The sequence below is a fragment of the Kitasatospora sp. NPDC056731 genome (assembly GCF_040687675.1).
In the GTDB taxonomy this organism is placed as follows: Bacteria; Actinomycetota; Actinomycetes; order Streptomycetales; family Streptomycetaceae; genus Kitasatospora.
Window position 1 is genome coordinate 78408 of record NZ_JBFBNR010000030.1, and the last position, 25990, is coordinate 104397.

Consider the following 25990-nt stretch of genomic DNA (forward strand, 5'->3'; position numbering starts at 1 on the left):
CATGTGCGTCCAGATCATGATCAGGATTCGCTGAGCTTCGCGTTGCTCGGCACGCTGCGGGTCCGGCGCGCCGGCACGGACCTGCACCTCGGCGGCCCGCAGCAGCGGTCGGTGCTGGCCGCCCTGCTGCTGCGCCCGAACGCGGTCGTGACGGTCGACGAGCTGATCGCCGACCTCTGGGGAGACCAGCCGCCCGGTGCGCCCGACACCACCTTGCGCACCTACGTGTGGCAGCTGCGGAATCTGCTGGAGCCCGTGCGCACGGCGCCCACGGTGCTGATCTCCCGAACGGGCGGCTACCGTCTGGCCGTCGAGCCGGACCGCGTGGATGTGTGGCGGGTCAAGCGCTTGCAGGAGCTGGCCGGAACGTGCGCCGCCGAGCGGCCGCAGGACGCCCGGAACGTACTGGGAGAAGCCCTGGCCCAGTGGCGCGGAGAGCCGCTCGCCGGCCTGCCGGGACCGCTCATGTGCCGCGAGCGGGAACGGCTTTCGAGGCTGCGCCTCACCCTCCTGGAGGAGCGCCTCGCCCTCGACGTAGCCCTCGACGTAGCCCCTGACGTAGCCCCTGACGTGACCCCTGACGTGGCTCTCGACGCGGCACTCGACGCTCCCTCCGGCTACCTGCCGGAGCTGGAGCAGCTGGCCGGTGACCACCCGCTCCACGAGCGCCTGCAGGAACTGCTCATCCGCGCGCTGCACCGGCAAGGCCGCACGTCCGAGGCGCGTGCGGTCTACGACGCGCTTCGATTACGGCTGGTGGAGCAGCTGGGGATCGAACCGGGGCCCGTGCTCACGGAGTTGTGTCACGATCTCGGTGTGGATGCCACCATGCGATCGAGGACCGGTGCACCCGGGCCGGACTTACGCCCAGACGTACCGTTACCGCCCGAGTCGGCCGACCGCCGGGCCGACAGTGCGGCCGACCGAGACGCCGACCGCGGCGCCGACAGTGCGGCCGACCGCGAAGACCTGGACCAACTCCCCCCAGTGCTGCCGCAGTTCATCGGACGGCAGGACCACGTCGCCCGGATCGGGCAAGCACTGACCGGACAGGGGCCGACCGGGCAAGCACCGACCGGACGGACCAGCCCCGCACTGCGACTGGTGACCGTGACCGGGATGGCCGGGGTGGGGAAGACGACCCTCGCGGTGCGAGCCGCCCACGCCGTGCGCCCGGACTTTCCGGACGGCCGGCTGTACGCGGATCTGCGCGGCGCCGACCTGGTGCCCGCGAACGCGTCCGACATCCTGGCGGACTTCCTGACAACGCTGGGCGTGCGGGCGGCAGTTGTGCCCAAGGACCTCGAAAGCAGGGCGGCGCTGTTCCGGACCGCCAGCGCGGGACGACGGCTGCTCATCCTCCTGGACAACGCACGCGACGAGGCCCAGATCCAGCCGTTGCTGCCCGGCTCGTCGGACTGCGCGGTCATCGTCACCAGCCGCACGGTGCTCACCAGCGTGCCGTCGGTCCTGCACGTCGCGCTGGACGTGTTCAGCGAGCCCGAGGCGATCGGCCTGCTCGACTCGGTCATCGGCGTGGCACGCCGGTCCGAACAGGGCCCCCAGGCCAGGATGCTGGTCGATGCCTGCGGCCGGCTCCCGCTGGCCGTACGGATCGCCGCGGCCCGGCTCGCCGCCACCCCGGACCAGCCGATCGCCGAGCTCGTCCGGAGCCTGGCCGACGACCGCGAGGGCATCGACGCCCTCCGTACGGGCGACCTGGCGATCGAGCAGGTCTTCGAGCTCAGCTACCGGCTGCTCCCCCCGCCCCTGGCCACGGCGTTCCGGATGCTCTCCTGGGCGGAGCCCGACCTCGGTCTGGCGTCGGCAGCCGCGGTCCTGGGTCTGGCGGAGTACCAGGCGGAGCGGCTCGCGGAGTCGCTGGTGGACCAGGCGCTGCTGGAGTCGATGGGCGCCGGGCGCTACCGCTACCACGACCTGGTGCGCGCCTTCGCCCGCCGGGCGTCGTTGCGGACCGGCGACCACGAACGGGCCGGCGCCCAGCAGCGGCTGCTGACCCATCTGCTCGGCTGCGCCCGTACGGCCTTCACCCTCGCCGTACCCGGCGACCCGGTCGCCGACGTCTTCGGCGAGCCGCTCCGGCAGCCGACCGCCCGTCCTGGCCGCCCCCCGGCCGCCCCGGCTTCCTTGCGCGCTCAGGTCGCCCCGGTCTCCCCGGTCTCCCCGGTCTCCCCGGTCTCCCCGGTCTTCGCGGATCTGGCGGACGCCCGCCGGTGGGCCCGGACCGAGACACCCGGCGCCGTGGCGCTCGCGGCCGCCGTCGCGACGGACACCCTGCGAGTCCCCGCCGACGGCCGGCCCTCGGCGGGGACCAACCTGCGCGCGGCCGTCAACCTGCTGATCGCCCTCAGCCCGCTCGGCCTCGGCGCCGTGGGCGGCCGGGCGGAAGACGCCACCCGCACGCTGATCGCCGCCGCCGTCGCGGCCGGCGACCGTTGCGCGGAGGGCCGGTCGCGGTTCCTCCTCGGCACGGTCCTGCTGGCCCGGGCCCGGCTCGGCGAGGCCGGCGGACAGGCCCGGCAGGCTGCCGAAGCCTGCCGGGAGGCGGAGGACCCGGCCGTTCTCCGGCAAGCCCTCAACGACCTGGGCCTCATCGCCCAGGCCGAGGGCCGGCACGAGGAGGCGATCGCCGCCTTCGACGAGGCGGTGGTGCTCGCCCGGCGGCTCGGCCACCGGTCCGGCGAGGTGGCGAGCACCGCGAACGCGGCCCTGTCCCGCATCCGCACCGGTCACGCGGCCACGGCGGTGCAGACCTGTCAGCGGATCCTCGCCGAGCCCGGGGGGACCGCCGACGTCGCGATGACCGCGTACGTGCACTACGTCCTCGGCCTCGCCTACCAGGAGCTGGGCCGACTCGACGACGCCGCGGCGCAGTTGCAGTCCTGTATCTGCTGCGCGGGCGTCACCGGCGATCTCAACCGGGAGTCGGCCGCCCGAAGCCGCCTGGCCGACGTCCTGCGCCTGCTCGGACGGCTCGACGAGGCCGTGCAGCAGGCGGAGCGGGCACTGGACCTCGCAGAAGAAGGTGGGCGACAGCGCGAACGCGCCCTCGCCCACCTGGTGTTGGCCCACGCGATGACCGCCCGCGGCGACCACCACGCCGCCCGGCATCAGGAGGCGAAGGCGCGTCTACTGCTCAGCCGCCTCAGCGCCCCGGAGGCCGCCGACGTGACGTCGATGCTGGCCGCCCTGGCGACCGCCGACCGGACTCCTCACCCCCGGTAGCGGATGACGAGACCGGTCCCGTTCCACGTGATGTGCCCCGAGAGGCAGTGCACGTCGGCCGACCCGCCGCAGGCCTGTGCCGACGGCTCGGTCGGCGAGCCCTGTCGCACGGGGGCCCCCGCGCCCACGGCAACAGCGCCCACCACCGGCGCCAGCACGGCCGCACCGGTAACAGCCGTACGGACAACAATCGTTCGAAACACGGATGACGCTCCCTACGTACCTATGGCAAGACGTCCGAACGCTCGCAGGGGCCGGTAGACATCAGATCAACGCAACCGTCACTCCAGTCACTCCCGCACACGGACACCGCCCCGCACCACATCGCACCGCACCGCACCAACAGGAGGTTGGGAACCATGGCCCAGCAGTTCGGTGACTACCAGAACGAGATCTACTTCGACGGCCTGCGCGGGGTGCTGCCCGCCCTGCCGATGACGTACGCCGGGCTGGAGGCCGGGGCGCAGGCCGCCCTCCCCCCGTCGATCTGGTCGTACGTGGCCGGCGGCGCCGGGGACGAGCACACCCAGCGCGCCAACGTCCGGGCCTTCGAGCGGTGGGGCCTCTACCCCCGGATGATGGTCGGCGCCGCCCGTCGCGACCTGACCGTCGACCTGTTCGGCCACACCCTGCCCTCGCCGCTGTTCCTGGCGCCGGTCGGTGTGATCGGCCTCTGCGCCCAGGACGGCCACGGAGACCTCGCCGCGGCCAGGGCCGCCGCCCGTACCGGCGTGCCGATGGTGGCCTCCACCCTCACCGTCGACCCGCTGGAGCAGGTCGCGGCCGAGTTCGGCGACACGCCCGGCTTCTTCCAGCTCTACACCCCGACCGACCGCGACCTCGCCGCCAGCCTGGTGCACCGCGCGGAGGCGGCCGGCTTCCAGGGCATCGTGGTCACCCTGGACACCTGGATCACCGGCTGGCGCCCGCGCGACCTCGCGACGTCCAACTTCCCCCAGCTGCGCGGCCACTGCCTGGCGAACTACTTCACCGACCCGGTCTTCCGGGCCCGCCTGGCCAAGGCCCCTGAGGAGGATCCGGGTGCGGCGATCCTGGAGTGGGCCGGTCTCTTCGGCAACCCGCTGACCTGGGACGACCTGCCGTGGCTGCGCTCGCTCACCGACCTGCCGATCATCCTCAAGGGCGTCTGTCACCCCGAGGACGTCCGCCGGGCCCGGGACGGCGGCGTCGACGGCCTCTACTGCTCCAACCACGGCGGCCGCCAAGCCAACGGAGGCCTGCCCGCCCTGGACGCGTTGCTCGCCGTGGTCGAGGCGGCGGGCAGTCTGCCGGTGCTCTTCGACTCCGGGGTGCGCAGCGGCGCCGACGTGGTCAAGGCGCTCGCCCTCGGCGCCACCGCGGTCGGCGTGGGCCGCCCGTACGCGTACGGGCTGGCGCTCGGCGGCGAGGACGGCATCGTGCACGTGCTGCGCTCGCTGCTGGCGGAGGCCGACCTGCTCATGGCGGTCGACGGCTACCCGACCCTGGCCGATCTGACCCGCGAGGCGCTGGTACGCCTCTGAGGCGGCCGGCGCCCGAAATTCACGACACGTATTCGTTGGCGATGCGGTCCGTACTTCCCCGAACTACTTGAACCCGGTTGGGGGGAAAGCGGTCCTGGCCGGATCCCTGCGGTCGGCCTTGACCATCAGGAAGTCATATGGATGACTGACCGTCACTTGACTGTTATCTACGGGTTCGTGGAACAGTCAAGACCTTGAACCAGCCATGTCGCGTACGTAGATCTATCGTTGACTGATCATTGATCAGCGGCCCATAGGTTTTTCTCGTCGGAGGCGATCGGTTCCACCCCGGGCGGACGTCGCCGATGGCACGAGAGGTCCCGCGGGGAGTCGTCCCCTGAACCGAAACGGAGTATCCATCTTATGAACACCAACGACTTCGACCAGGTCATAGCCGAGTTGACCCGGATCAAGAAGGAGTACGTCGAGCAGCGTTCGGCCTTCGTCCCCGGAGAGCGCATGGCCGGCTTGCTGAAGGGGCTCGGCGCCACCGATGCCGACCTGGCCCAGCTCCAGCGGGTGAGTGACGACCTGCCGGACGATCCCACCCTCCCCTTCCGTCAGTCGAAGAACAGCCGCTTCCACTTCGACGTGAAGAACGGGACGGTCGACCGGGGCGAGTTCCAGCCGTTCGCGCTGTCGGCCGACGAGGACTTCGTCCGTCATGACTCCGGACAGAAGCGTGAGTTCGCGGAGGTCGGTGACGACCTCCAGCTGAACCGGGCTTTCCAGGGGCTGCTCCTGTTCAAGGCGTTCATGGTCCAGGACGTGGAGATCGCGCACCGCCCGAAGCTGGACTACGACTACCCCGGCTGGGTGTGCACCCTGTTCAACCTGCGGACCGTCACCACGCCCGAACTCGTCGGCGAGCCCGCCCTCGAAGGGGTGCACAGCGACGGCGTGGACCACACCATGACCACCCTGCTCGGCAGTGAGAACATGACCGCCGACAGCGCGATCACCTTCCTCCACGACATGCAGCAGATCAACGCCGTCCGCTGGGACGAGGTCGACCCGGAGCTCGTCGTGGGCCAGTACCAGCACCGCCACTTCCTCGACACCATGCTCGTCGTCGACCACGAGCGGAAGCACAGCCTCTCCCCGGTGGTCGCCGCCGACCCGCAGCAGACCTCCACCAGGGACATGCTGATCTTCTTCACGCGGAAGCCTGCCCTGGAGGGTCACATCTCCCACACGCACGACTCCCTCGCCTGCCATTCCGCCCTACCGATGTCGGTCGAACTGCTTCCCTCGGTGGCGGTCTGATGGCGGCGGACGAGATCACGATCACCGACTTCCTGAACGTCGACATCCGTGCGGGCCGGATCGTCCGCGCCGAGGCGTTCCCGCGCGCCCGCCGACCTGCGTACAAGCTGTGGATCGACTTCGGTGACCTGGGCGTTCGGAAGTCCAGCGCCCAGATCACCGACCTGTACGCGCTCGATGACCTCGAAGGCCGCCTGGTGATGGCCGTGGTGAATCTCCCGCCCCGGCAGGTCGCGGACTTCATGTCCGAGGTCCTCGTCCTCGGGGTGCCGGGCGAGGGCGGCGGCGACGTGGTCCTGATCGCCCCGGACCGGGAGGTCAAGCCGGGAGCACGGCTGCTCTGACCCGAACCGGCAGGTGACCGGCCGGACTTCACTCTGTGGGGGCCCGGGGGTGAATTCCCCCGGGCCACCCTTCCGCTGATGGCTGCGGCCGGGGGCGGCGTCGGCTACGAAGGGCTGGTCGAGCGGATGCTCCTCGGCGCTTCCACGCCGTGCGACGGAGGGGGAATGAGGAGGTCGCCGTGGCGCTGGTGGAGGAGGCGTTCGTGGTCGGGGCTGAAGTGCTCGCGCCAGCCGCGCACGGGGAGTTCACCGTTCTCGGCACTGACGTTCCGCGGCCCGGGCAGGGTGGCGAGGGCCGCGGCCGGGTCCGGGTGGCCGGTGGCGGCCAGCAATCGGCTGAGGGCCTGGTCACGGGCTTCGGCGGGGCCCGTGAGTTCTTCGTGGGTGAGCACGCAGACGGCGGGGTGGCGCAGCAGCCACTGGCAGCGGCGGGCTTCGCGCATGCCGGGGAAGCCGGGGTCGGTCAGGGCGAGGGTGATCCTGGCGTCCATGGTGGGCAGGGCGCTGACGATGTCGCGGTAGACGAGGTGTTCGGGCATGGAGCCGACGTTGCCGGCGGGTTGGGAGAGCAGACGGATCTGCTCGACGATGCGGTCGCGGACGTCGCGGTGGTGGTAGACGATCGGCGGCCGTGCGGTGGCGTGCCAGGCGCGCAGGAAGCCGGCGTCGGCACGCTCCAGGTCCAGGCTGTTGACGTACCAGCAGCCGCGGCCCGGCAGCAGCCGGGGCAGGTCGGCATCGGGGACGCGGGCCAGGCGGTCTTCGAGGCCGGGGTCGACGGGTGAGGCGGCGGTGACCGGCTGGCCCAGTCGTGTCCACCACACCCGCCACAGGGCGTTCACCGCCTTCTGGAAGGCGGTTTCCAGCTCTTCCAGGTGGTCGCGCTGCCTGCTCAGCAGGCGTCCGGCCTCGTCCTGCCCGTAGGCGGCCCGGAGCAGCGGGGAGACCTCGCCGGGGCCGGGCCGCTCGTCGCCGTCGTCCTGGAAGCCGCTCATCGTGCCGTAGGGGGTGTAGCCGAGCGCGGAGGTGATGCGGGCGAGCAGGGGTGTGCCGCTGCCGCGCAGCGAGACGACGATCAGCTGGGGCACGGCCATGGGAGGGCTCCCGGAGAAGAGGGGGCGGCGGAGGAGTCAGTGGGTGGGGTGAGGAGGAGGTCCTCGTAGGTGTGGTGGCGCCGGGTTGTGACGCGCTCGTGCAGCAGGTGGGCCGCGCGGGCGTGCTCGCCGGTGTCGATCAGGGCGCGGGCCAGCGTGTCCTGGACGATCTCGCGTTCCACCCGTACGCCGCCGATCCGCTCGACCTGCCCGCCCAGTCCGGTCGGGCCGCCCAGGCCGGTCAGGAGGTCGACGGCGGCCTGCGGGCGCCCTGCGGTCACGTGGGCGAGGGCCCGGACCACCGGGGCGAGGACTTCGCTGTAGTCGGGGCGCTGGTCGGCGGCCGCCTGGCGGGCCAGGGCCTCCAGGTCGTCGGTGGCGGACTCGACGGCCAGGGCCAGCGCCAGGTTGAAGGTGTGGAAGACCTCCGCCATGCCGCCCGGACCGGCCAGCAGGCCGCGTACGTGGTCGAGGTCGCAGCGGCCGGCCGGCTCCTGCCCGGCGAGCAGCAGACGCCAGTTCGTCGCCGACCGCATCCCCACGTCCGCGCGGCCCAGGACTTCGTCGGCCCGTCGGCGCGCGTCCGCGAAGTCCCCGCAGGCCAACGACTGCAGGGCGGCATGCCAGTTCAGGTGCTTGAACTGCACCGCCAGCGGGTCGACGGCCAGCCACCGGTCGAGGAAGGCGGTGGAGGCGGGGCCGGCTCCCAGTTCCTGCTCGGCGTGTGCGCGGGCGTGCGCGGCGAGTCCGGCGCGCGGGTACCGGGCCAAGGTGTGCTCGGCCAGCTCGAAGGCCTCCTCGGTGCGGCCCTGCTCCGCCCGCGTCCACGCCAGCCGGCCCGCCCACGGCCAGCTGTCCGCACCGGCCAGGGCGTACTGCCGCTCGACCAGCACGTCACCGTGCGCGCGGTAGGCGGACTCCCCGCAGGCGTGGAAGGCGTCCAGCAGCAACGAGGCCACCTCGTCCCCGGGCCACCGCGCGAAATGCGCCACCAGGTGGTCGGCCGTCAACCGGAACTGCCGGTGGGTGTGCAGGAAGACCCCGTACACCAGGCTCGCCGACCGCGCGCCGGCGGCCTGCGCGTCCCGGTACGCGACCACCAGTTCCTCCCGCAGCACCTCGTCGCTCAGGCCCGCGCCGGTCGCCAGCATCAGCAGCGCCCTCGCCGCACCCAGCCGGGGGCACGCGCCGACCCACTCCCGCAGCAGCGGCACCGCGCGCCCGCTCAGCGCCGCCAACTCCCGTACGGCGGCGTCCTCCAGCGACACACCGGCCACCCCGGGACCGCCCACGACACCACCCGCCTCGCACACCGTCGGTCCGGCCGGATCAGTAGGCGGCCCTGATGATGGCCGTGCAGACGATCCCGCTGCTCCCGCACTGGTTGCGGGGCAGGCTCAGCGGCAGGCCGACCTGGTTGCCGGCCGCCGTGCCGCTGTCGGAGACGGTTCCCCCGGTGGCCTGGGTGCCGCCGTGGTTCACGCAGGAGTTGTCGAACACGGCGTTGCCCACGCCGACGATGCTGGCGTGGGCGGCGCCGACCGGGACCAGCGCGGCCCCCACGGCCGTGCCCAGGACCGCCACCCGCTTGCCCACGGTGCGCGCACCGCTGCCCGCACCGCTGCCGGGGGCCTGGCGCCCCTCACCCGTCACCATGCTCATCGCACTCCTTCCTCGCACAGCGCCGCCCGGCGAAAGCCGGCGCCCGTGCAGACCGCGCCCCGGGTAACCACCCGGGACCGCAGCCTGGTCAACGACGGAGCCACCCTTCGGATGCGCACCGTCGGGCTCAGGCCGGCGCCGGCCCGTTCGTCAGCGGCCAGGGGCGCGGAGGTGGTCGGCGCGCACGCCTGCGCGTGGCCGGTGGGCCGTGCCGGTGTGCGCGCCGCTCCGCCGGGTGTTACACGGCGGGCTGTTGCTGGGTGACGCAGTGGATGCCGCCGCCGCCGGCGCCGAGGGAGTCGATGTTGAGCTGCTCGACGGTGCGTCCGGGGAAGAGCCGGGCCAGGGTCGCCCGGGCGGCGGCGTCGGCCGTGCTGTCACCGAACTGGGCGGAGATCACGGCGCCGTTGCACGCGTAGTAGTTGGCGTAGGAGGCGACGAAATTCTGGTTGGTGGAGCGGATCTTGTAGTAGTCCGGGCCCTGGAGTTTGGTCACCGCGGTCGGACCGCCTGCGGCCGTCGTGGCGGCGGACAGGATCTGGTACTGCTCGCGCGCGTCGTTCGCCCACGCGTCGGTGTCGGTCGCCAGCGGCATCTGGACCAGCCCGGCGCCGGGTGCGAGGAAGCGCGAGGTGGCGTCGACGTGGTCGTCGGTGATGTCCTGGTTCCTGATGCCGGTGAACCAGATGACCTTGGACGCGCCGTAGGCCTGGCACATCGCGGCCTCGATCTGCGCCTGGCTCATCCCGGGGTTGCGGTTGTCGTTGACGATGCTGCTGCGGGTGGCCATCAGGGTGCCGGCGCCGTCCTGTTCGATGGCGCCGCCTTCGGCGATCAGACCGGCAGCCGTGAACGGCACCCCGACGTAGGCGGCGATGCGCTGGGCGACCAGCGCGTCGTTGGCGTGGGTCTGCCGGTTTCCCCAGCCGTTGAAGTTGAGGCCGACGGCGTCGAGGGCTCCCGGTCCGTTGGTGCGGAAGACCGGGCCGGTGTCGCGCATCCAGCAGTCGTCGACGGGGATCGTGGTGATCACGGTGACCGACGAGCCGCACAGGGAGCGGGCCTTGGCGGCGCTCGCGGGGTTGGCGCACATGACGACCGGCTCGTACTTGGCGATGGTCTTGGCGATCAGCGCGATGTTCGACTGGACGCCGCTGAGCTGGCTGCGCCAGATCGCGGTGCTGTCGGGCCAGGCCATCCAGGTCCGGGTGTGCCGCACGCCGTCGATCGGGACGGCGAACGCACCCGACAGCGCGGTGTCCTTGCTGCGGGAGCCGCGGAGGCCGGACGCCGCGGCGGCGGTGGAGCCTGCCGCCGACGTCACGGCCAGGCCGGCTGCGGTGAGGCCGGCCGCGGTGAGGAACTGTCGTCTGCCCAGGCCGGGTCTGCCCAGGCCGGACCTGCTCGGGACGTGATCGTTCATCGGGTCCTCCGGTCAACTGCCCGTCTCGGCAACGGGATTGACTCGAAAGGTAGAACTAACCAAGCGCTCGGTCAATTATCTGCGCAGGATCGGACGAAGATTCCTGGAGCGGGGGCCTGGCCGGACACGTCCTAGAGTTGCGCCATGGCGACAGGCGAGAAGGAACAGGTTCAGGCGGCCCCCGTGGTACCGCAGGGGCGCACGCGCTCGTCGGCCAAGGGGGAGCAGACCCGGTCACGGCTCGTCTCCGCCGCCCGGACCCTGCTGGCCGGCGAGAGCGCCGGGCGCTTCACCACGCGCAACGTCGCCGCGCTGTCCGGCGTTTCGCACGGGATGTGCCACTACCACTTCCGCGACCGCACCGACCTGATCGTGGCGGTGATCGAGGACATCCGGCCGGAGTGGATCTCCCCACTGGAGGAAGCGGTGGACGGCCCCGGCGACTTCGCCGAGCGGGCCGAGCGCGTGATCGGCCTGCTGACCCGGGGCGAGAGCCCGGACCTGTCGCACCTGCACGCGGCCCTGCACTGGCACGCCCTCAACGACGAACGCGTCCGGGGGAGTCTGGAGCAGGAGTACCTGCGCTGGCGGTCGTGCTTCGTCCGGCTCTTCCAGGTGCTCGCCGACGAGCGGGGCGGCGGCATCGACCCGCGGCCCCTGGGCGAGGCGGTCGCGGCGGCGGTGGACGGCCTCGCGGCCATCCAGTCCCTCGACTCGAACGTGGACGCGGCGACGGTGCTGGGGACGCTGGTGCGCGCGCTCGCCGGAGCACCGTCCGGGACGGCGTAGCACGCCCTGCGCCCCGGTGTCGTCCGCCCGTCGGCCGAACGACACCGGGGCCCCGTGGAGTCCGCCGACCCCGCGGGACCCCGGCAGTCCGGAGGGTCCGATAGTCCGGAAGGCCCGGCTACAGGGCCCGGCGGGCGTCCGCGATGGACCGCGGGTCCCAGCCCGGCCTGGGCACGGAGTCGAGCAGCAGCCGGGTGTAGGCGTGCCGGGGGCGGGCGAGGACCTCGGCGGTGGGGCCGGACTCGACGATCCGGCCGTGCCGCATCACGACCACCTCGTCCGTGACGCACCGCACGACGCCCAGGTCGTGGGTGATGAACAGGTAGCCGATGCCGGTCTGTTCGCGGATGTCGGCGAGCAGGTTGAGGATCTGCGCCTGCACCGAGACGTCGAGGGCGGCCACCGCCTCGTCGAGGACGAGGACGGCGGGCTCGACGGCCAGCGCGCGGGCGATGGCGACGCGCTGGCGCTGGCCGCCGGAGAGCTGGCGGGGCAGGGCCTCGGCCTCGCGCTCGCCGAGGCCGACCTGGTCGAGGAGTTCGGCGATCCGGCGGGGGTGGTCCGCGTCGGGGAAGTGCAGCCTGAGCGTTTCGCGCAGCGCGGCGCCGACGCTGGTGCGGGGGTCGAGGGACAGGTACGGGTCCTGGAAGACCATCTGGACCTCGCGGGCGCGGGCCAGCCGGTGGGCCCGGCCGCGCCGGTGCTCGGTGCGGTCCCGGCCGTGCACCAGGACCCGTCCGGTGTCCGCCCGTTCGAGCCCGACGACGATCCGGGCGGTGGTGGTCTTGCCCGACCCGGACTCGCCGACGATGCCCAGCGATCCGCCTTCGGCCAGGGTGAAGGAGACGTTGTCGACCGCCTGGACGCTCCCGTAGGCGCGGTGCAGGCCGACGGCCTCCAGGACGGTCTTCGGCATCGCTGGTTCTCCTCCAGGGCTTGTCGTGACGGGGCTGGTCGTGGCGGGTCCGGTCGTGGCGGGGCCGGTCGTGATGGGGCTGGTCGTGGCGGGGCCGTCGGCAGTGCTCCTAGGCATTGGCGGTCACCTCCGCGACGCGGTCGCCGTGGTGGCAGGCGGCCCGCCGGGCCGGCTCGTCGGCGAGCGGCAGCAGGGCCGGCGCCCGCTCGGTGCACACCTCGGTCGCGAGCGGGCAGCGGGCGGCGAAGGGGCAGCCCGTCAGGTCCTCGCGCAGGCTCGGTGGCCTGCCGCCGATGGCGGCCAGCCTGCCCCGGGGGGAGTCCAGGCGGGGGGTGGAGGCGAGCAGCGCGGCCGTGTAGGGGTGGCGCGGCCGCTCGAACAGGGCCTCGGCCGGCCCGGTTTCGGCGATCCGCCCCGCGTACATGACGTAGACGCGGTCGCTGATGGCGGCGGCGAGTCCGAGGTCGTGGGTGACGAAGACCAGTGCGGTGCCGAAGCGTTCGCGCAGGTCGCCGAGGAGGGCGACGACCTCGGCCTGGGTGGTGACGTCCAGCGCGGTGGTGGCCTCGTCGGCGAGGATCAGGGCGGGGTCGCCCATCAGCGCGCCCGCGATCATGACGCGTTGCAGCATGCCGCCGGACAGCTGCCCCGGGTACTTGCCGAGCGTGGCCTCCGGGAGCCCGACGGCGGCCAGCATCTCCGCGGCCCGTCCGGCGGCGGCGTCGGCCCCGCCGGGGCCCCGGCGGCTGGTCTCGGTGAGGAAGTCGCCGATGCGCCGGAGCGGGTTGACGGAGGCGCGCGGGTCCTGGAAGACCATGGCCGCGGTGTCGGTGCGCAGGCGGCGCAGCTGTTCCGGGCTCATGGTGAGGACGTCGTCGCCGTTGACGCGCACGATGCCCTCGGTGGTGGCGCCGCGCGGCAGCAGCCCGAGGACGCTGCGGGAGGTGAGGCTCTTGCCGGAGCCGGATTCGCCGACGAGGGCGACGGTCTCGCGGGTGTCGACGGTGAGGTCGACGCCGTCGAGGACGGGCCGGGCGGTGCCGGGCAGGCGCAGCCGCAGGCCCTGGATGTCGAGGACGTTCATCGGTCCCTCCTGGCGACCTGGTCGGCCCAGCGTTCGCCGACGACGTTGAAGGCGACGACGGTCAGCACGATGGCGACGCAGGGCAGGATCGCCGACAGGGGGTAGCCGTGCTGGATGGCGGTCTGGCCGTCGAAGACCATGCGGCCCCAGTCGGGGGTGAGCGCCGGGACGCCGAGTCCGAGGAAGGAGAGGCCGGCGAGGTCGATCAGGGCGTAGCCGAAGTTGATGGTGGATTGGGCGAGGACGACGGGGGCGATGCCGGGGATGATGTGGCGCAGGCAGATCTGGAGTCCGGAATGGCCCTGGACGCGGTAGGCCTCGACGTAGGGGCGGGAGCGTTCGGCGAGGACGAGTGAGCGGCTGAGGCGGCTGACGTAGGGCAGGTAGGCGATGGCGAGGGCGATCACCGGGGCGATCAGGCCCTCGCCGTAGACCGCGACGATCAGGATCGCCAGCAGCATGCCGGGGAAGGCGAAGACCAGTTCGGTGGAGCGGGACAGGACGGAGTCGAGCCAGCCGCCCCGCCAGGCCGCGGTGACGCCGATGGCGACGCCGGCCAGGGTGGAGAAGGCGACCACCCCGAGCGGGCCGAGCAGCGAGGTGCGGGCGCCGAGCATCAGCCGGGACAGGGTGTCCCGGCCGGCGGCGTCGACGCCGAGCAGGTGGTCGCCGGAGGGGCCGGCGAGGGCGTTGCCCAGGTCGACGGCGTTCGGGTCGTACGGGGCGAGCCAGGAGGCGAGCACGGCCGCCAGGACGACCACGGCGACGAGGCCGAGGCAGAGGTGGTACAGGGGTGCTCGGGCGGTGCGCAGGCGGGCGAGGCCGGGGCGGCGCAGGACGGTGGTGCTCATGCGGCGGACCTCTTCGGCGCGAGGGTGACCCTGGGGTCGACCAGCGGGTGCAGCAGGTCGACGACGAGGTTGACCGCCATGAACAGCCCCACCATGAGCAGGGAGATGGCCTGCACGGTGGGGAAGTCCTTGGTGGTGGTGGACAGTTCGAGGAGCTGGCCGATGCCGCCGACGCTGAACGCGGACTCGACCAGGACGGTGCACACCAGCAGGGTGGAGACGATCAGGCCTCCCGTGGTCAGGACGGTGCCCAGGGCGTTGCGGAACACGTGCCGGCGGATCACCTCGTGCTCGGCGACGCCCCGGCTGCGGGCCACGGTGACGTGCTCCTGGCCGAGGACCTCCTGCATCGCGGCGCGGGTGACCCGGGCGAGCATGCCGATCAGGTAGAGCGCCAGGGCGACGGCGGGCAGGGCCAGGTGCCAGAGCATCTGGCCGAGTCCGTCGCCGGTGCCGCCGGTCGGGAACCATCCCAGCTTCACCGCGAACAGGCCCTGCAGCAGGACGGCCGCGACGAAGGACGGGGTGCCGACGGCCACGGTGGTGGCGACCAGGATGGTCGAGTCCACGGCGCCGCCGCGGACGGCCCCGATCCAGCCGAGGAGCACGCCGATGGCGACGACCAGGAGCAGGGCCATGGTGACGAGCAGGAGGGTGGCGGGCAGCCGGTCGGCCAGCAGCCGCGACACGTCGGTGCGGTAGGTGATGGAGCGGCCGAAGTCGCCGTGGACGATCTGGCCGAGCCAGCGCAGGTACTGCAGCAGGAACGGTTCGTCCAGGTGGTACTGGTCGTTGATCGCCTTGAGTGCCTCGGGGGAGGCGGAGCGGCCCGAGAGCAGGAAGCTGGCCGGGTTGCCCGGCGCCAGGTACATCGCGCCGAAGATCACGAAGGAGGCGCCGAGGAGGGTGGCCGCCATCTCGGCCAGCCGTCGTGCGGTGAAGCGCAGGAAACTCACGTGGAAGCCCTCACGTCCGGGGGCGGGGCGGCGGCCGGGAGGACCGGCCGCCGCACGGTGGATCCGGGAGACGTCACTGGGCCGAACCCACGTCGGCCGCCCACGGGTAGTACATGTAGGAGATGGTGGTCGGGGCGCCGGTGATCCTCTTGTTGAGGAACACGGCGGTGGGCCACTCGGCGACCGGGATCCACAGCAGCTGGTCGGACGCGGTCCTCTGGAGCTGCGCTTCGAGGGTGAAGCGCTCCGCCGGGTCGGCGGCGACGGTCGCCTTGTCGACCAGGTCGTCGTAGGCCTGGTCGCTGTAGCCGGCGAAGTTCTGGTAGGCGCCGGTCTTGAAGTTGGCCAGCAGGTCCAGCGGGTCGGTGATGGAGTCGTAGTACGTCTCCGGGAACAGGTCGATGCCCTCGCGCGCCTTCGCGTCCGTGAACAGCGCGGTGAAGGCGTTGGGCGCGATCGTCTTGAGCTGGATGTCGAGACCGATCCTGGCGCCGGCCGACTGGACGGCGGTGGCCAGCAGCGAGACGTCCTGGCCGATGGAGCTGGTCGCGACCGTGACGGTCTTTCCGGTGGCGCCGGCCTCCTTGATCAGGGCCTTGGCCCGGTCGATGTCCGGGGCGGTCGGGGTGAGCCCCTCGAACGCCTCCTTCCTGACGTCCGGCGGCGCCGCGGCCCAGGCCGCGCGGGAGGTGAGGGAGCCGGTGGCGCTGCCGGCGCCGGCGAGCCCGGTGCGCACGAAGCCGGAGCGGTCGAGGGCCAGCGACAGCGCCTTGCGGACGCGGACGTCGCCGAGCACGCCCTTCATGTTGGTGACGTTGACGTTGACCGTGCTGAGGCCCTCGCCGAAGTAGAGGGTGCCCACGCCGCTCTTGCTCAGGCGGTCGTAGCTCTCGGTCGGGATCAGGTAGCCGCCGTCCGCCTCGCCGCTGATCATGGCGTTGACGCGCGCCGAGGGGTCGGTCAGGAAGCGGAAGTCGACCTTCGCGGACTTGGCCTTGGTGCCCCAGTAGCCGTCGAAGCGCCGCAGCTGGATGGACTGGCCCTTGTTCCAGGAGCCGAGCTGGTAGGGGCCGGTGCAGTCCAGGCTGCCGGAGGTGCCGTAGTCCTTGCCGGCCGCCTCGATGCCGGCCTTGGACGCGACGACGCCCGCCGCCGTGGCCATGTACTGGTTGAACTGCGAGTCGGGCTGCTTGAGTTTGACGGTGACCTGGAGCGGGCCGCTCTTGGTGACGGTGCTGACGTTCTGGAACTGCTGGGCCCAGGCCGCCGCGTTGTCGGGGTTCATCTGCCGGCCGAGGCTGTACACCACGTCGTCGGCGGTCATCACGCCGCCGTCGTGGAAGTGCACGTCGGGCCGCAGGTCGTAGACCCAGGTGGTGGGGTCGGGGCTGGTGGTCTTCGCCGCGAGCCCGGGGGCCAGGGTCAGCTGCGGGGTCCACCGCATCAGGCTCTCGCACACGTTGGACAGGATGGTGTTCTGCGGGTAGTCGAACGCCGAGATGTAGTCGAGGGTCGGCGGCTCGGCGTAGACGGCCCAGCTGAACGAGTCGAGCTGGCCCTTCGCGGCGGGGGTGTCGGCGGACAGCTTGTACGCCTGGTCGCCGTTGCCTCCGTCACCGGTCTTCGGCGGCCCGGCGCAGGCGGCGACCAGGGCGAAGGCTGCCAGGGCGGCGGCCGGCAGGGCGTAGCGGGGGTGCGGGGATCTGTGCTCCGGGCGCTGGCTTCGTGGCATCGAGGGTTCTTTCTTCCAGGCTCAACGGGGGTCCGGCGGGCGGGGGAGGGGGCGGCCCTGGCAGCGGGGGTTCGCTGCTCGGGCCGCGGCGACGGGTTGGTGGTTGTGCGTGCGGGCGGCTCAGGCGGTGGGCACCTGCTGGGTGATGCAGTGGACTCCGCCGCCGCCGTAGGCGATCACCCGGGAGCGGACCCCGACGACCTTGCGGCCGGGCAGGGCGGCCGCGATGGCGGCGAGGGCCCCCTCGTCCTCCGGGACGTCGGCGACCGGGACGACGACGCCGCCGTTGGCGATGTAGAAGTTGAGGTAGCCGACCTCGACGTCGGTGCCGTTGACCTCGACGAAGGCGCTCTGCGGGACTTCGAGGATCTCCAGCTTGCGGCCCCGGGCGTCGGTGGCGGCCGCCAGGACGGCGTGGTTGGCGCGCATGCGCTCGTAGTCGGGGTGCTCGGGGTCGGCGGGCAGCTGGACGATCACCTTGCCGGGGGCGACGAACGCGCAGACGCCGTCCACGTGGCCGTCGGTCTCGGTGTCCAGCAGACCGCCGTACGGGAGCCAGATGATCGTGCTGACGCCGAGCTTCGCGATCAGCTCGGCCTCGATCTCCTCCTTGCTCATCCCCGGGTTGCGGTTCGGGTTCAGCAGGCACTGCTCGGTGGTGATCAGCGTGCCCTCGCCGTCGACCGTGATCGCCCCGCCTTCGAGGATCATCCGGGAGTCGATGCGCTCGACGCCCAGGCGCTCCAGCAGCCGCCCGGCGATCAGGTCGTCGGTGTCGTACGGGTGGTGCTTGCCGCCCCAGGCGTTGAAGCGGAAGTCCACCCCGGCCCGCCGGCCGTCCTCGCCGAGTACGAAGATCGGCCCGGAGTCGCGGAACCACGAGTCGTCGATGGGGAGTTCCACGACCTCGACGCCCTCCCCGCACAGCTCCTGCGCCTCGGCGCCCCGGTCCGGCAGCGCGACCATCGTGACCGGCTCGAACTCGGCGATCGCCCGGGCGACCTGCGCGTACTCCCGCTTGGCCTCCTCGAAGGTCTCCCCCCAGAGGTCCGACCTGGTCGGCCAGGCCATCAGGCACCCGTCGTGGGGGGTCCACTCGGCCGGCATCTGGAACGTCATGACGGATCCTTCTCTCTTGTTCTAATTTTCAGTCAGGATGGGGTCGAGAGTGGCCGACCGAGGTGGTCGGCGGGAGGCTCGGCTGCGCTCAGCCGCGCTCGGCCGCGCTCAGCCGGCGGGCGGTACGGCGGGCTGCGACTGGGTGGAGCAGTGGATGCCGCCGCCGCCGCTCGCGATGTTGTCGATGTTGAGCTGGACGACGGTGCGGTCGGGGTACTTGGCCTGGAGGATCGCGTAGGCGACCCCGTCCGCGTAGCCGTCGCCGAACTGCGGGACGAGGACGGCGCCGTTGGCCGTGTAGTAGTTGGTGTAGCTGGACAGGAAGTCCTTGCCCGTCCCCCGGATGGAGTTGCGGTCGGGGCCGGGCAGCTCCGTGATGGCCAGGCGGCGGCCCTGGGCGTCGGTGGCGCTCTGCAGGGCCTGCCTGGTCTGCTGGTAGACCTCGACCCACCGGGGGTCGGTGCCCGGGCCGGGCTGGTCCAGCATGACCTGGCCGGGGGAGATGAAGCGGGCCAGGCAGTCGATGTGGCAGTCGGTGATGTCCTGGCCGGCCAGGCCCGGGACCCAGATGACCTTGTCCAGGCCGAGCGTCGACCTCAACGCCTGCTCGACCTGGTCCCGGGTCATGCCCGGGTTGCGGTTGGGGTTCACCAGCGAGCTCTCGGTGGCCAGCAGGGTGCCCTGCCCGTCGGTCTCCAGCGAGCCGCCCTCGCCCACGAACGGGGCCTGGACGCGGGCGATCCCGTACTGGGACAGGAGCGTGCCCGCGGCCGCGGCGTCGTTGGCGTACGGCTGGTAGTAGGAGGTGCCGCGCTTGCCCCAGCCGTTGAAGTTGGTGTCCACCCCGGCGATGGCGCCGGGTGCGACGACGAAGGTCGGGCCGAAGTCCCGGATCCACAGGTCGTCGTTCGGGATCTCCAGGACCTCGATGCCGTAGTAGGCGCCGGAGCCGCAGGAGTACCGGGCGTCGGCGGCCTGCCCGGGGCGGGCCAGCACCGCGACCGGCTCGTAGCGCGAGAGCTCGTACGCGACGTTCGCGATGTCCCGGCGGACGCCCGACAGCTGGCTGCGCCAGACCGAGGACAGGGCGGGCCAGGCCATGAAGGTGCGGGTGTGCCGGTCGGTCTCCGCGGGCATCCGCAGCGTGGCGCCGGACGGCGTCGCGGCTGCGGCTGTGTCCGTGGCTGTTTCTGCGGCCGCGGCGACCGAGGTGCCGAGGCCGGTGGCGAACGCGGCGCCGAGGGCCGCTGCGGGCAGGGCGGCAGCGCCGAATCTGAGCAGGCTGCGGCGGGTGGGAACGGGCGTGTCCAAGAGGACTCCCTTGGGGGCGGGGAGGTGTGGGGTGACGCACATCTTGGCTGCAACTAAAAATTCAGTCAATACCCGATACGTACGGTATCGCGGTTTTCCTTGCCGCACCGGCTTGGCCTGAGCCTGCCGTGAACCTGCCGTGAGCCCCGATCCGAGGTCACCCGCCTGGTTACAGGGTCATTGGGCCCTGAAACTTTGATCAGGAATTCCTCCACGAGAGGCCCCGGCCGGGTAGGGTGATCGCTTGTGTCGGATCGTCGAACAGAGATACTCATCGCCGCCACCCGCGTCATCGCGCGGCGTGGCGTGCGCGGGCTGCGCGTGGGCGAACTGGCCGCCGAGGCGGGGGTGTCCACCTCGCTGCTGTACTACCACTTCACCGACCGGGCCGGGCTGCTCCGCAAGACCCTGGAGTTCATCAGCGACCGGGCGGACCGCTACACCGCCGAGGGGGACTCGGCGGGGTACTCGGACGATCCCCGGCGCGATCTCGAACAGGTCCTGCTCCTGGAACTCCAGGACACCCCGGACGTGCGCGAGAACAGCACCGCCTGGGGGGAGTTGAGGGCCAGCGCGGTCTTCGAGCCCGATCTCCGGGAGGAGCTGGCACGGGCCACCCACGCCTGGGTGCACGACGTCGCGGACCTGCTCGGCCGCGCCCGCCCCGAGGCCACGGCGCCGGCCCACACGGCCTCCGCCGAGCGTCTCACCGTCCTGATCGAGGGCCTCAGCGCCCGCTGGCTGACCGGCTCGATGCCGCTGGAGCACGCGCGACGCCTGCTCCGGGAGGCGATCGAGGTCGAGCTGGAGGTGCTGCCGGCCGTCGTACGGTGCCGCTGCTGACCGACCTTCCACCTGCCCGCAGTTCGCCGGGGACGCCGCGGCCCAGTTCTTCACCCGACACCCGAGGTGAGGCCGGGCCGTCGGACCGGCGGCAGACGGTAGCCGATGTCGGCCGGCCTGCCACTCGTCGAGGGCAGGTCCCGGCCGTCTACAGATCTCTGCACCGTGGGCCCCTGCCGAACTCTCGGCAGGGGCCCGTGCTGCCTGAAGTCAGAACTGGTCGATTTCTGCAGAGCTTCGAGGAGGCCGCACGCCCCGGCGGGTGTCAGTCGAACCGCGCGTTCACCCGACGGCCGGGATGTCGTGGGTGGCGCAGTGGATGCCGCCACCTCCGGCGGCGATGTTGTCGATCTTGACGGGGACGATCTCGCGGTCGGGGAAGTGCTGCTTGAGGATCTGCTGGGCGCGGTCGTCGGCGCGGTCGTCGCCGAACTTCGGGAGGTAGACGCCCTTGGAGCCGACGTAGAAGTTCATGTAGGAGGAGACGAAGGCGTCGCCGCGGCCGGTGATCTTGTCGGGGTCGGGCTGCTGGAGTTCGATGACGTCGAGCTTCTTGCCGCGGGCGTCGACGGCGTCCTTGAAGACGCCGCGGGCCTGGTCGGCGGAGCGGGACCAGACGTCGGCGGGCGAACCGGGGAAGGCCTGGTCGAGCAGGACGACACCGGGGGCGGCGAAGCGGGTGAGGCAGTCGACGTGGGCGTCGGTGATGTCCTTGCCCTTGACGCCGGCCAGCCAGATCACGGTGGTGACGCCGAGGGCCTTCTTGAGCTCGGCCTCGACCTGGTCGCGGGACATGCCGGGGTTGCGGTTGCCGTTGACGACGGAGCTCTCGGTGACCAGCAGGGTGCCCTGGCCGTCGGTCTCGAAGGAGCCGCCCTCGGCGACCAGCTTCGTCTCGATGCGCTCGACGCCGTACTTGGCCAGGACGGTGCGGGCGATCTTGCCGTCGTTGGCGTGCTGCTGTTTGTTGCCCCAGCCGTTGAAGTTGAAGTCGACGCCCTTGACCTTGCCGCCCTCCTCGACGAACACCGGCAGGGTGTCGCGGGCCCACAGGTCGTCGACGGCGATGGGGACGACCTCGACCGCGGAGCCGCACGCGCTCTGCGCGGCGTCCCTCTGCTCGGGGCGGGCCATCAGGACGACCGGTTCGCGGGCGGCGATGGCCCGCGCCAGGCCGGCGATGTCCTTCCGGACGTCGGGGAGCTGGTCGCCCCAGACGTTCTCCGAGGCGGGCCAGGACATCACGGTGCGGACGTGCTTCTCCCATTCGGCGCCGAAGCGGCGTCCGCCGGGCGCCGCCGGGGCCCCGGACGGCTGTGGCGCCCCGGAAGACTGCGGCGCCCCGGACGGCTGCGGGGCCTGCGTGGCGTCCTCGACGGGTTCGTCGAGGTCCGAACAGGCGGTCAGGCCGAGGGCGAGGACGCCCGCGCCGCCGAGGGAGCGCAGGATGGTGCGGCGGGACAGATCAGGGTGGGGCACGGGATTCTCCGGTCATGGGGTAGCGCCGACTTCGAGCTCGCCGTCAACACTTTCATTGACTGAAAAGTCAGTCAAGCGCGAGGACCGGCCCGCCCACTGATGACGGGCGCCGGAGACCTGCGACGGCCGCCCCGCCGGACCCGTGCTCCGGCGGGGCGGCCGTCGAATCATGAGCCGTCGGCTGTCAGCTGTCGGAACGGAATGCCCCGTGGACCCGCAGGTCGCCGTTGATCGCCACCTGCCCGTCGTTCGTGTGCACGATCCAGGCGTCTCCGGTGCGGACCGACAGGTGCCCGTTGGCGTTCACCTTGCCGTCGAACCGCGAATCCCCCAGGACGCGCAGGACGCCCTTGGTGGTGAGGTCGCCGGCGACGGTGACCGTGCTGGCGGCGAGCACCTCGCTCTCGGCGTCGAGGCGGCCGTGGACGATCAGCCGGGGCGGGCCGTCCTGCGTCTCCAGCACGTTGTCGACGGTCAGCCCGCCCTGGAGGGTGAGACGTTCCCTGACCTGGGCGCGGTGGGTCAGCAGGTCGTTGAGGTCCGCCTTGCCGGCCGCGACGGTTCCCCACTGGTGGTTTCCGGCGCCCTGGTACACGTTCAGCCCGGCGGGTGGGAACTCGATCCACCCGTCGTCGGCCGTGCGGCCCTGCACCCACCTGGTGTTGATGCCGTTCAGGTCGGCCTTGTCGGCCGCGACGGATCCCCAGTTCTGGCTTCCGTCCTTGCGGATGTTCACCCCGGACTGCGAGAACTCGATCCAGCCCTTGGCGGCGTCGCGGTCGCCCACCCAGGTGGTGTTGATCCCGCTCACCCTGAGCTTGTCCGCCGTGACGGTCCCCAGGTCGCTTCCCCCGCCGTGGCCGACCCTGATCCCGTCGGACGGGAACTCGATCCACCCGGCGTCGCCGCCGCGGCCCCGCACCGACGCGGCGGTCACGACATCCACGTCCGCCCTGGTGGCCGAGACGGTGCCGGCGGAGACGGTGCTGGCCGAGACGCTGTCGGCCGAGACGGTTCCGGCCGAGACAGCGCTGGCCGAGAGGGAGCCGGGCGCGTCGGAGTCGTCGCGGACCTGCGCGCCCTGCGGGGTGAAGGTGACCCGCCCCCTCTCCGTGGTGCCCCCGACCCACGGGGTGCGCACCCCGGCCGTCGCGGTCACGGCCTCGAACTCGGGGCTGCGCAGGTGGACGGTGGTGGTGAGGAAGTACCCCGGCAACTGCTGGCCCCGGGACGTGGCCGTCAGGGTGTACGTGGCGTCCCGCTTCGGCTCCGCGCCCGGCAGCGGAGACCACTCCCACGTGGTCGTCCCCTTCCTCGGCTGGACGGGAACCGGGGGGCCGTCCGGCCCCTGGATCTGGTACGTGAGGGTGTCGGGCCCCTCCCACTGCAGGACGACGTCCTTGCCTCCGGCCACCAGGGACGCCTTCGGGCGGAAGTTGCGCGGCACCTTGGGCAGTTGCTTCAGCAGGCTCAGGGTCACGGGGTTGCGCTGCACCCTGGCGCCGTTCGCCGCCCGCTCCGTCACCTGGAGCAGGACCGGCCCCGGCTTGCTGGAGACCGGGAAGCCCTCCAACGCCAGGACCAGGGACCCGGCCTCCCTGAACAGCGCGCCGGGCCGGGCGGACACGGTGAGGACACCGGCGGTGTCGTCCCAGACGGCGGTCGGCTCTTCCGTCTTCTTCGTCGCGTCGTTCTGCGCGATCCGCGCCTTGATCGACTTCGGGTCGACCGTCAGATGACCTTCCTGCTGGCCGCAGGGCACCCGCACCTCGATGGAGTACCAGATCACCTCGTCCATAGTCGGGTTGGAGACGACGATGTAGACCGCGCCCTCGGACTCCTCGCCCGCCACCGGCACCTGGAGCGGCGCCGGGTCGGTGAGGATGTCGTAGTTCAGAGAAGCCACCACTGCTGAAGACCCCCTGTTGTCTGCTGTGCGGGCTCTCGCCTCCACGGGCGCAGCCCCTGTAGCACAGCACTGTCCCGCCGGACGGCACCCCTGGACCCCCGATTCGACGGGACCGGCGCGAACCGGACCTGCACTGGCCGAAACGGAATCGTGTCGTCCCATCGGCCTCCCGCGCGCCCTCTGCTCGCACCCGTGGTGCCCCTTCACCACGGCCTCACCAGGGCCTGTCCGGTGGTGCGGCGCCCGGCCTCGACGCCGTGTGCGTCGTAGATCACCGCTCTCCCTGGATTTGACTGAATTTTCAGTCTAGTAAAAGATGCGGGGGCACCCCCGGCCCCAGGACCAGTCCGCCGCAGCGCGGGCTCCGTGCCCCCTGGCGGCCCGTCCACCCCCCCACGGAGGCGGGCCGCCAGGGCCTCCGCCGCGCACGCGTCGGCCGCCGCCCCGACTCCACAGCCTCAGGAAGGACGACCGTGCAGGTCACCACCGATGACACCAGCGCGACCAGCCCGGTTGCGCGCCGCGCTCCTCGCCACCGCTGGCGGTTCGCCGTCGTCCTGGCGATGGTCGTCGCCCTGTGCGGGAGCGGGATCGGGCTGTACCTCAACGAGCGCAACACCCGGGAGCAGACCCGCGAACTGGCGATCCCCTCGGCCCAGGACTGGATCGAACTCGACGTCACCGCCCAGGACGTGGACCCGGCGGCCCAGCAGCTGACGCTCTACATCACGCCCGTACCGCACGGCAGGCTCGCCGCCGGCGCCGACGGCCAGGCCTTCAGCCGACCCGTCGAGATCACCGTCACCGGCACACCCAGGACGACCATCCGGGCAGCCGAGGGCGAGAGCGCGGCGCCCCAGCTCGTCCACGTCGGGATGTACGACGGCACCATCACCGACTACCCCTTCGACCGCTACCGCATGGAGGCCGGCTTCACGGCCACCAGCGGCGCCACCCCCGTGCCGGTCGGCCTGGTCCTCACCGACACCGACCCGTTCTTCGTCGTGCGCCCGCAGGCCACGGCCGGGGCCACCGGCGCCGTGGCCCTGGACGCGAAGATCACCCGCTCCCGCAGCACCTTCATCCTCGCCTGGTTCATGATCGCGGCGATGTGGGCCATCGCCCTGGCCGTCCTCGGCGCCGCCGAGGTGCTCTACCGCAAGCGCGAGGGCCTGGTCTGGCCCTCCCTGGGCTGGATGGCGGCCAGCCTGTTCGCCCTGATCGGCATGCGCAACGCCGCCCCCGGCTCACCGCCGATCGGATCGCTGATCGACTACCTCGCGTTCTTCTGGGCCGAAGGAATCATCGCCGCCAGCCTGGCCTGCACCGCCTGGTGCGGCATCCGCACCGAGCACCGGCAGCGCCGCGAACGCGAGGCCGCCGCCGACCAGCCGTGAGGCCCTGCGGCGGCACCCCGTGGGCCGTGCGAGTCGCACCGCTGTCAGGTCCGGAGCCCCGCGGCCGGAGAATGGCCGGAAAGTGCCGCAACTACCTTGCGCAGCAGGATTGTTGGGGGTCCCTGACGCGCCCATGCTGAATTCGCCCGGCCTGTGCCGGGCCGCCGGGCGGCCGGGTGGCTCAGGTACCCCACGCCCCGACGCTCGCGCGCCCCACCCTCACCCCCCACCTCAGGCTTCGCGGGAGAACCCTCATGGGAATGACCTCTGCTCTGCGACGTGCCTCGGTCGTGCTCGCCGGCGGCGTGGCCGCGGTCGGGCTGTTCGCGCCGACCGCCGCGGCCGCGGACACCCCGGTCGTCCTGGCCTGCCAGGCGACTCCGCCGATCGGGTCGGCACAGACCTTCAACCTCAACGCCGGTGTCAACGCCGCCGCGCCCGCCACCGTCGCGGCCGGCAGCCAGTTCACCGTCACCCTGGCCCCCGACGCGCTCACCGTGCCCACCACGGTGGGCGGTTACAGCATCCAGTCGATCAGCAACATCGTGCTCACCGTGCCGGTCCCCGCGAACGCCACGCTGACCGGCGAGTCGCTGACCGGCGGCTCCGGCTACTCGGGCAGCGCGAGCGTCGCGGTGAACAACGGCAACGTCGTGCTCACCGTGAACGGGTCGGTCGACGGCGGCGGCACCTTCACGCTCCCCGCGCTGACCCTGAACCTGGCCGCCGGGGCCTCCGGCAGCGTCATCAGCACCTCGGTGGCCGGTACGAGCTACGCGGACCCGGGGCTGACCTTCACGGCGACCGTGCCCGTCTCGTTCTTCACCGTCGACGTGCCCACCGCCTGCTACCCCGCCACCGCGCAGGCGCTCAGCACCACGACAGTGAGCTGACCGGGGGCCCGCACCGAAGGCGACCACGGGAGAACAGCACTGGGGCCGACGCACAGTGTGCGTCGGCCCCAGTGGCAGAAGTAGCGGGGACAGGATTTGAACCTGCGACCTCTGGGTTATGAGCCCAGCGAGCTACCGAGCTGCTCCACCCCG

21 protein-coding genes and 1 tRNA gene are annotated in these 25990 nt (G+C 72.1%); 8 read left to right on the forward strand and 14 right to left on the reverse strand.

Features of this window, described 5'->3' with window-relative positions; translation table 11 throughout:
- Positions 1 to 3 precede the first annotated feature (3 nt).
- The 4 genes from AB0R04_RS27030 (at position 4) to AB0R04_RS27045 (ending at position 6379) form a co-directional block, all read left to right on the forward strand.
- Entirely contained in the window at positions 4 to 3246 is a 3243-nt protein-coding gene (locus tag AB0R04_RS27030) for a BTAD domain-containing putative transcriptional regulator (protein ID WP_363375657.1), read from the forward strand.
- 359 nt (positions 3247 to 3605) lie between these two features.
- Positions 3606 to 4769 (forward strand): alpha-hydroxy-acid oxidizing protein, encoded by a 1164-nt coding sequence (locus AB0R04_RS27035; protein ID WP_363375659.1) that lies wholly within the window; start codon positions 3606 to 3608, stop codon positions 4767 to 4769.
- 363 nt (positions 4770 to 5132) lie between these two features.
- Positions 5133 to 6035: a 2OG-Fe dioxygenase family protein gene (locus AB0R04_RS27040; RefSeq protein ID WP_363375662.1), complete on the forward strand. Its 903-nt coding sequence runs from the start codon at positions 5133 to 5135 to the stop codon at positions 6033 to 6035.
- Complete coding sequence (locus AB0R04_RS27045) at positions 6035 to 6379, forward strand: tRNA-binding protein (protein ID WP_063352396.1); 345 nt, start codon at positions 6035 to 6037, stop codon at positions 6377 to 6379. Before AB0R04_RS27040 ends, AB0R04_RS27045 begins: the two co-directional genes overlap by 1 nt.
- Before the next feature lie 104 nt (positions 6380 to 6483).
- Here AB0R04_RS27045 and AB0R04_RS27050 read toward each other — a convergent pair whose 3' ends face one another.
- From AB0R04_RS27050 to AB0R04_RS27065, 4 genes are all read right to left on the reverse strand, one after another.
- Positions 6484 to 7473 carry a hypothetical protein gene (locus tag AB0R04_RS27050; protein ID WP_363375665.1) on the reverse strand — a complete coding sequence of 330 codons (990 nt, stop codon included), beginning with the start codon at positions 7471 to 7473 and terminating at the stop codon, positions 6484 to 6486.
- Positions 7455 to 8741 carry a hypothetical protein gene (locus AB0R04_RS27055; protein ID WP_363375666.1) on the reverse strand — a complete coding sequence of 429 codons (1287 nt, stop codon included), beginning with the start codon at positions 8739 to 8741 and terminating at the stop codon, positions 7455 to 7457. Before AB0R04_RS27055 ends, AB0R04_RS27050 begins: the two co-directional genes overlap by 19 nt.
- Before the next feature lie 61 nt (positions 8742 to 8802).
- The gene (locus tag AB0R04_RS27060; RefSeq protein ID WP_363375668.1) at positions 8803 to 9135 is read right to left on the reverse strand and encodes a chaplin family protein; all 333 of its coding nucleotides are present in this window, start codon (positions 9133 to 9135) and stop codon (positions 8803 to 8805) included.
- Between the two features lie 238 nt (positions 9136 to 9373).
- The gene (locus tag AB0R04_RS27065) at positions 9374 to 10558 is read right to left on the reverse strand and encodes an agmatine deiminase family protein (protein WP_363375670.1); all 1185 of its coding nucleotides are present in this window, start codon (positions 10556 to 10558) and stop codon (positions 9374 to 9376) included.
- Between the two features lie 144 nt (positions 10559 to 10702).
- Here AB0R04_RS27065 and AB0R04_RS27070 point away from each other — a divergent pair, with 144 nt between their 5' ends.
- Entirely contained in the window at positions 10703 to 11347 is a 645-nt protein-coding gene (locus tag AB0R04_RS27070) for a TetR/AcrR family transcriptional regulator (protein ID WP_079136533.1), read from the forward strand.
- Between the two features lie 118 nt (positions 11348 to 11465).
- Here AB0R04_RS27070 and AB0R04_RS27075 read toward each other — a convergent pair whose 3' ends face one another.
- The 7 genes from AB0R04_RS27075 to AB0R04_RS27105 form a co-directional block, all read right to left on the reverse strand.
- A complete protein-coding gene (locus tag AB0R04_RS27075) occupies positions 11466 to 12263 on the reverse strand; it encodes an ABC transporter ATP-binding protein (RefSeq protein ID WP_363375673.1) in 798 nt (265 codons plus the stop codon).
- A gap of 109 nt (positions 12264 to 12372) precedes the next feature.
- Entirely contained in the window at positions 12373 to 13347 is a 975-nt protein-coding gene (locus AB0R04_RS27080; protein ID WP_363375675.1) for an ABC transporter ATP-binding protein, read from the reverse strand.
- Positions 13344 to 14198, reverse strand: coding sequence for an ABC transporter permease (locus AB0R04_RS27085; protein ID WP_363375677.1), 855 nt, complete (start codon positions 14196 to 14198; stop codon positions 13344 to 13346). Before AB0R04_RS27085 ends, AB0R04_RS27080 begins: the two co-directional genes overlap by 4 nt.
- Positions 14195 to 15154 carry an ABC transporter permease gene (locus tag AB0R04_RS27090; protein ID WP_079136532.1) on the reverse strand — a complete coding sequence of 320 codons (960 nt, stop codon included), beginning with the start codon at positions 15152 to 15154 and terminating at the stop codon, positions 14195 to 14197. Before AB0R04_RS27090 ends, AB0R04_RS27085 begins: the two co-directional genes overlap by 4 nt.
- A gap of 73 nt (positions 15155 to 15227) precedes the next feature.
- The gene (locus AB0R04_RS27095) at positions 15228 to 16886 is read right to left on the reverse strand and encodes an ABC transporter substrate-binding protein (RefSeq protein WP_363375681.1); all 1659 of its coding nucleotides are present in this window, start codon (positions 16884 to 16886) and stop codon (positions 15228 to 15230) included.
- 120 nt (positions 16887 to 17006) lie between these two features.
- A complete protein-coding gene (locus AB0R04_RS27100; protein WP_363375684.1) occupies positions 17007 to 18005 on the reverse strand; it encodes an agmatine deiminase family protein in 999 nt (332 codons plus the stop codon).
- A 108-nt stretch (positions 18006 to 18113) separates the two neighbouring features.
- Complete coding sequence (locus AB0R04_RS27105; RefSeq protein ID WP_363375687.1) at positions 18114 to 19316, reverse strand: agmatine deiminase family protein; 1203 nt, start codon at positions 19314 to 19316, stop codon at positions 18114 to 18116.
- 246 nt (positions 19317 to 19562) lie between these two features.
- On the opposite strand from AB0R04_RS27105, the gene AB0R04_RS27110 reads away from it, so the two are divergent.
- On the forward strand, positions 19563 to 20159 hold the full coding sequence (locus AB0R04_RS27110; protein ID WP_363375689.1) for a TetR/AcrR family transcriptional regulator: 597 nt from the start codon (positions 19563 to 19565) through the stop codon (positions 20157 to 20159).
- 282 nt (positions 20160 to 20441) lie between these two features.
- Here the strand turns inward: AB0R04_RS27110 and AB0R04_RS27115 are convergent, their stop codons facing one another.
- Both AB0R04_RS27115 and AB0R04_RS27120 read right to left on the reverse strand, forming a co-directional pair.
- Positions 20442 to 21638 (reverse strand): agmatine deiminase family protein, encoded by a 1197-nt coding sequence (locus tag AB0R04_RS27115; RefSeq protein ID WP_063352385.1) that lies wholly within the window; start codon positions 21636 to 21638, stop codon positions 20442 to 20444.
- A 184-nt stretch (positions 21639 to 21822) separates the two neighbouring features.
- Entirely contained in the window at positions 21823 to 23544 is a 1722-nt protein-coding gene (locus AB0R04_RS27120; RefSeq protein WP_363375692.1) for a hypothetical protein, read from the reverse strand.
- 476 nt (positions 23545 to 24020) lie between these two features.
- Here AB0R04_RS27120 and AB0R04_RS27125 point away from each other — a divergent pair, with 476 nt between their 5' ends.
- Entirely contained in the window at positions 24021 to 24944 is a 924-nt protein-coding gene (locus tag AB0R04_RS27125; RefSeq protein ID WP_063352383.1) for a DUF4436 family protein, read from the forward strand.
- A gap of 260 nt (positions 24945 to 25204) precedes the next feature.
- Positions 25205 to 25837 (forward strand): cyclase, encoded by a 633-nt coding sequence (locus AB0R04_RS27130; protein ID WP_363375695.1) that lies wholly within the window; start codon positions 25205 to 25207, stop codon positions 25835 to 25837.
- Positions 25838 to 25918: 81 nt separating this feature from the next.
- Here AB0R04_RS27130 and AB0R04_RS27135 read toward each other — a convergent pair.
- Positions 25919 to 25990, reverse strand: a tRNA-Met gene (locus AB0R04_RS27135).

Bases quoted from the DNA above. Each gene is read 5' to 3' on its own strand.
- AB0R04_RS27035 (WP_363375659.1), top strand. From the start codon at position 3,606: ATGGCCCAGCAGTTCGGTGACTACCAGAACGAGATCTACTTCGACGGC.
- AB0R04_RS27040 (WP_363375662.1), top strand. From the start codon at position 5,133: ATGAACACCAACGACTTCGACCAGGTCATAGCCGAGTTGACCCGGATC.
- AB0R04_RS27045 (WP_063352396.1), top strand. From the start codon at position 6,035: ATGGCGGCGGACGAGATCACGATCACCGACTTCCTGAACGTCGACATC.
- AB0R04_RS27050 (WP_363375665.1), bottom strand. From the start codon at position 7,473: ATGGCCGTGCCCCAGCTGATCGTCGTCTCGCTGCGCGGCAGCGGCACA.
- AB0R04_RS27060 (WP_363375668.1), bottom strand. From the start codon at position 9,135: ATGAGCATGGTGACGGGTGAGGGGCGCCAGGCCCCCGGCAGCGGTGCG.
- AB0R04_RS27065 (WP_363375670.1), bottom strand. From the start codon at position 10,558: ATGAACGATCACGTCCCGAGCAGGTCCGGCCTGGGCAGACCCGGCCTG.
- AB0R04_RS27070 (WP_079136533.1), top strand. From the start codon at position 10,703: ATGGCGACAGGCGAGAAGGAACAGGTTCAGGCGGCCCCCGTGGTACCG.
- AB0R04_RS27075 (WP_363375673.1), bottom strand. From the start codon at position 12,263: ATGCCGAAGACCGTCCTGGAGGCCGTCGGCCTGCACCGCGCCTACGGG.
- AB0R04_RS27080 (WP_363375675.1), bottom strand. From the start codon at position 13,347: ATGAACGTCCTCGACATCCAGGGCCTGCGGCTGCGCCTGCCCGGCACC.
- AB0R04_RS27085 (WP_363375677.1), bottom strand. From the start codon at position 14,198: ATGAGCACCACCGTCCTGCGCCGCCCCGGCCTCGCCCGCCTGCGCACC.
- AB0R04_RS27095 (WP_363375681.1), bottom strand. From the start codon at position 16,886: ATGCCACGAAGCCAGCGCCCGGAGCACAGATCCCCGCACCCCCGCTAC.
- AB0R04_RS27100 (WP_363375684.1), bottom strand. From the start codon at position 18,005: ATGACGTTCCAGATGCCGGCCGAGTGGACCCCCCACGACGGGTGCCTG.
- AB0R04_RS27130 (WP_363375695.1), top strand. From the start codon at position 25,205: ATGACCTCTGCTCTGCGACGTGCCTCGGTCGTGCTCGCCGGCGGCGTG.